General features: G+C 30.9%; 4 protein-coding genes. All 4 read right to left on the reverse strand.

Going from position 1 to position 4,668, the window contains the following annotated elements; all coding sequences use genetic code 11:
- Positions 1-151: 151 nt before the first annotated feature.
- The 4 genes from B3W71_RS06155 to B3W71_RS06170 all read right to left on the reverse strand — a co-directional run bounded on the left by B3W71_RS06155 (position 152) and on the right by B3W71_RS06170 (position 4,485).
- A complete protein-coding gene (locus B3W71_RS06155; protein ID WP_346888065.1) occupies positions 152-562 on the reverse strand; it encodes a C-GCAxxG-C-C family (seleno)protein in 411 nt (136 codons plus the stop codon).
- 199 nt (positions 563-761) lie between these two features.
- Complete coding sequence (gltA, locus tag B3W71_RS06160) at positions 762-2,144, reverse strand: NADPH-dependent glutamate synthase (protein WP_346888066.1); 1,383 nt, start codon at positions 2,142-2,144, stop codon at positions 762-764.
- Positions 2,144-3,010: a sulfide/dihydroorotate dehydrogenase-like FAD/NAD-binding protein gene (locus B3W71_RS06165; protein ID WP_346888067.1), complete on the reverse strand. Its 867-nt coding sequence runs from the start codon at positions 3,008-3,010 to the stop codon at positions 2,144-2,146. The genes gltA and B3W71_RS06165 overlap by 1 nt, the downstream gene beginning before the upstream one ends.
- A 626-nt stretch (positions 3,011-3,636) precedes the next feature.
- A complete protein-coding gene (locus B3W71_RS06170) occupies positions 3,637-4,485 on the reverse strand; it encodes a 3-hydroxybutyryl-CoA dehydrogenase (protein ID WP_346888068.1) in 849 nt (282 codons plus the stop codon).
- Between the last annotated feature and the right edge of the window lie 183 nt (positions 4,486-4,668).

Consider the following 4,668-nt stretch of genomic DNA (forward strand, 5'->3'; position numbering starts at 1 on the left):
AGTATTAGAGCGGGTAGTCATCAGATAACACAAAATAGATGAGCATTCTGACTTATTTATTTTTTGAAGATGCCTAATATCAATTCTCAATATCTTTCCTAAAAATAGTGCTAAGAATATTCTCAGCACTAAGTTTTAAAATTATTCTCAATTACTGTTTATTTCTCTCTCTTATTACTATGTTATCTAATATTATTGCACCTTTTTCTACTATCTTAAGACATCTTATTTCATCATTTCTGTATAATTCCTTTAAATTATCACAATTTATCGCATTACACTGTTTTCTGAACTCTTCTATGAACTCTTGAGTAAGAGTTTTTACATAGTCACTTTCATGAGCCTTTTCCTTTGTAAATAAGATCCCAAGAACACTTATTGCTCCTGTTACAACTCCACATGTAGACTCTATAGCCATTCCTCCACCAAAGGCAGCCATAGTTTTAAAGGTTTCTTTAGTTAAATTTAAACCATATTCCTCGTTAGCAGCATATAGAATAGTCTCTGCACAGTTTAAATCATATTCTGCTCCATAATATTTTTTAACCACGTCTAATAACATCTTTATATCCCTTACTTTCCTATTAATGATTTACAAATGTTTCATTTAACCTATTACAAATACAAACCTATAACTTTGAAAATTTCTTTAAATCTACTATTTTTTAGTTTTATTATACTATATTTATACTATAAAAAAGCCATATTTTAAAGAACTTTACACAACTTTAAAACATGGCTTAATAATTTTATATTAAAATCTATTTACTTAATTTCTCGTTAATAGCTTTTGCAGCTTTTTTACCAGCTTCCATAGCAAGTATAACTGTAGCAGCACCTGTTACGGCATCTCCACCAGCATATACTTTATCTTTAGATGTAAGCCCTGTTTCTTCCTCTGCAACTATACATTTATATTTATTAGTTTCTAATCCCTTAGTTGTAGCTGGAATTAATGGGTTTGGTGAAGTTCCTAGTGACATGATAACAGTATCACAGTCTAATATAAACTCAGAACCTTCTACTACTTGCGGCCTTCTTCTTCCAGATTCATCTGGCTCTCCAAGTTCCATTCTTACGCATTTCATTCCTTTAACCCAACCATTTTCATCCCCAAGGATTTCTGTAGGATTAACTAATAAATCAAGGATAACTCCTTCTTCTTTAGCGTGATGTACTTCTTCTACTCTAGCTGGAAGCTCAGCTTCACTTCTTCTATAAACTATATGTGTTTCTGAACCTAGTCTTAAAGCTGTTCTAGCGGCGTCCATAGCAACGTTACCACCACCAACTACTGCAACACATTTACCTGATTTTATAGGAGTAGCATAGTCATCTTTAAATGCTTTCATTAAGTTGTTTCTAGTTAAGAATTCATTTGCTGAGAATACTCCATTTAAGTTTTCTCCTGGAATTCCCATAAACTTAGGAAGTCCTGCTCCTGATCCTATAAATACAGCATCGAACTTTTCATCATTCATTAATTCATCTATTGTAACTGTTCTACCAACAACTACATTTGTTTCTATTTTAACTCCTAATTTTCTTAGGTTGTTTACTTCATGTTTAACAACAGTATCTTTAGGTAATCTAAACTCAGGAATTCCATAAAGTAAAACTCCACCTGGTTCATGTAAAGCTTCAAATACAGTTACATCATAACCCATCTTAGCAAGCTCACCAGCACAAGTTATTCCAGCTGGGCCTGAACCAATTACAGCAACTCTTTTATCTTTCTTTTCTATTTCTTGAGTTAAATCTACATCGTTGTTTCTTGACCAGTCAGCTACAAATCTTTCTAGTTTTCCTATAGCTACTGCTTCTCCTTTTATTCCAAGAACACATTTGCTTTCGCATTGTAATTCTTGAGGACAAACTCTTCCACATACTGCTGGAAGTGCTGTATATTTATCTAAAGCCTTTGCAGCTTCTGCAAATTTTTTTTCTTTTACATGATGAACAAATTCTGGTATGTCTATTGAAACTGGACATTTAGATACACAAGGTTTATTTTTACAGTTTAAGCATCTTGAAGCTTCTTGAACTGCTTCTTCTTCAGTATAACCAAGGCAAACTTCTTGAAAATTAGTTGCTCTTACTTTTGGATCTTGTTCTTGTATTGGAGTTCTTTTCATTCTATCCATTAGTTATTTCCTCCTACTCTGCATCCTGGTTGTATAGAATCTTTTTGTACTTCTTCAGTCTTATACATAGTTGTTCTCTTTAATGCTTCATCGAAGTTTACTTTATGTCCATCAAATTCTGGTCCATCAACACAAGCAAATTTAGTTTCTCCATCAACAGTTATTCTACAAGCACCACACATACCTGTTCCATCAACCATAATTGGATTCATACTAACTATTGTCTTTATACCTAACTCTTCTGTTAATTTACATACGAATTTCATCATTATCATTGGTCCTATGGCAATTACTGTATCATATTTTTTTCCTTCATCTTCAACTAAAGATTTTAATCTATTAGTTACCATTCCTTTAAATCCATAGCTACCATCATCTGTTGCTACATATACATTATCTGCAACATTTTTCATATCTTCTTCTAAAATAACCATTTCTTTATTTTTGAATCCCATGATTACATCAGCTTTAATTCCATTTTCATGTAGCCATTTAACTTGAGGATATACTGGTGCAGCTCCAACTCCACCTGATATAAACATTATTTTTTCATTTTTTAGCTTATCTTTGTCTTCCTCTAAAAGTTCAGAAGGCATTCCTAGTGGTCCAACAAAATCAAAGAAAGAATCTCCTTGCTCATATTGTTCCATAGCCTTTGTAGTACATCCAATTGTTTGCACAACTATCGATACTGTTCCATTTTCTACATCTGTGTCACATACTGTTAAAGGTACTCTTTCTCCCTTTTCATCCATTCTTATTATAATGAATTGTCCTGGGCGAGCTGATTTAGCAACTCTTGGTGCTAAAATTTTCATCATAAATATTGAAGGTGCTAAAATCTTTTTTTCAACAATTTTATACATAGTATTTTCCTCCGTATTTTAAACAAATTTTGTTTTATATGAATTAATATTTTCACCACTTTTATTTATATCTCCTGCTAAATCTGGTGTTAAATATAAATTTAAACCTTAGCACTAGATATTTATTTAACATAGTGATTAACAAACGCAAAAATAAACAGCGCAATAATGATAGACTTTTTACCACATTACACTTGTCCAATAAACCAGTTTCATTTTTAGAGCTAATAAATATTTATATATCAATGAAATAGTTACAATACCTACATATATTTACATAATAGGATTTAAATCCTTTACATAGATATATGTGACTTACTTTCGCTACACCTATATTTTATAATTTTATTGAATTATAGTCAACCACATACTAAATTTAATATTATAAATTTTCATGCAAATAAATCCACTTTTTATAACCGACCTTCTATCTCCTGGTTGTTCTCCTGAATTTTAATATATTTCATGGTATTGTTATTTTTTTATCTATATTTGTAATTTATTCATATTCCAATCACTGCTATTTTATGAAATTTATTTGTATTTAATCAATTTCTTTAAGCTCAAAATAAAGAGGCTATTTCAAAATTATTTGCTAATTTTGAAACAACCTCTTATTTATAATATTATTTGCTGTAATCGAAGAAACCTTTTCCTGTTTTTCTTCCTAAGTGTCCAGATCTAACATATTTTCTCATTAAGCTATGAGCTCTGTATTTTGTATCTCCAGTTTCTTTGTATAATACATCCATGATTGCTAAGCAAACATCTAGTCCAATTAAATCTCCTAAAGCAAGAGGTCCCATTGGATGATTTGCTCCAAGCATCATAGCCTTATCTATATCTGCAGCACTTGCAATACCTTCAGCGTAGATGCAAACGGCTTCATTTATCATTGGTACTAATATTCTATTAACTACAAATCCTGGAGCTTCTTCTACTTGAACTGGCTCCTTTGCTATGTTAAGAACTAATTCGTGCATTGCATCATAAGTCTCTTGTGATGTTCCCATTCCTTTTATGATTTCTACAAGCTTCATTACTGGAGCTGGGTTAAAGAAGTGAAGTCCTATAACTTTATCAACTCTTTTTGTAGCAGTAGCAATTTCAGTTATAGAAAGTGAAGATGTATTTGTAGCAAGAATTGCTTCTGGTTTACAAATTTCGTCTAATTCTTTGAATATTTGTCTCTTTATTTCCATGTTTTCTACTGCAGCTTCTATTATTAAATCTACATCATCTAGTAGACTTAGTTCTGTAGTCCCACTAACTCTTGATAAAATTTCTTCAGCTTCTTCTTCTGTTATTTTACCTTTTGTAGCAAGTTTTTTAATATTTTTCTCTATCATTCCAAGACCTTTTTGTACAAATTCATCTTTTATATCTCTAACGACTACCTCATATCCTTTAGCAGCAAAAGCTTGAGCTATACCTGATCCCATTGTACCTGCGCCTAAAACACATATCTTTTTCATAATAAACACACTCCTTGCATAATTTTATATTAAGGCTTATAGCCTATTATACATCTATATTATCACATTTTTATACATTTATATATTTATATTTATTTAAAATATATAAATAGACACCAATATATAAATAAACACCAATATATAAATATACAAACTTCAACATAATAAGGCATCTGAAAATAA

Source organism: Clostridium sp. UBA1056 (genome assembly GCA_002316385.1).
Taxonomy (GTDB): Bacteria; Bacillota; Clostridia; order Clostridiales; family Clostridiaceae; genus Clostridium_J.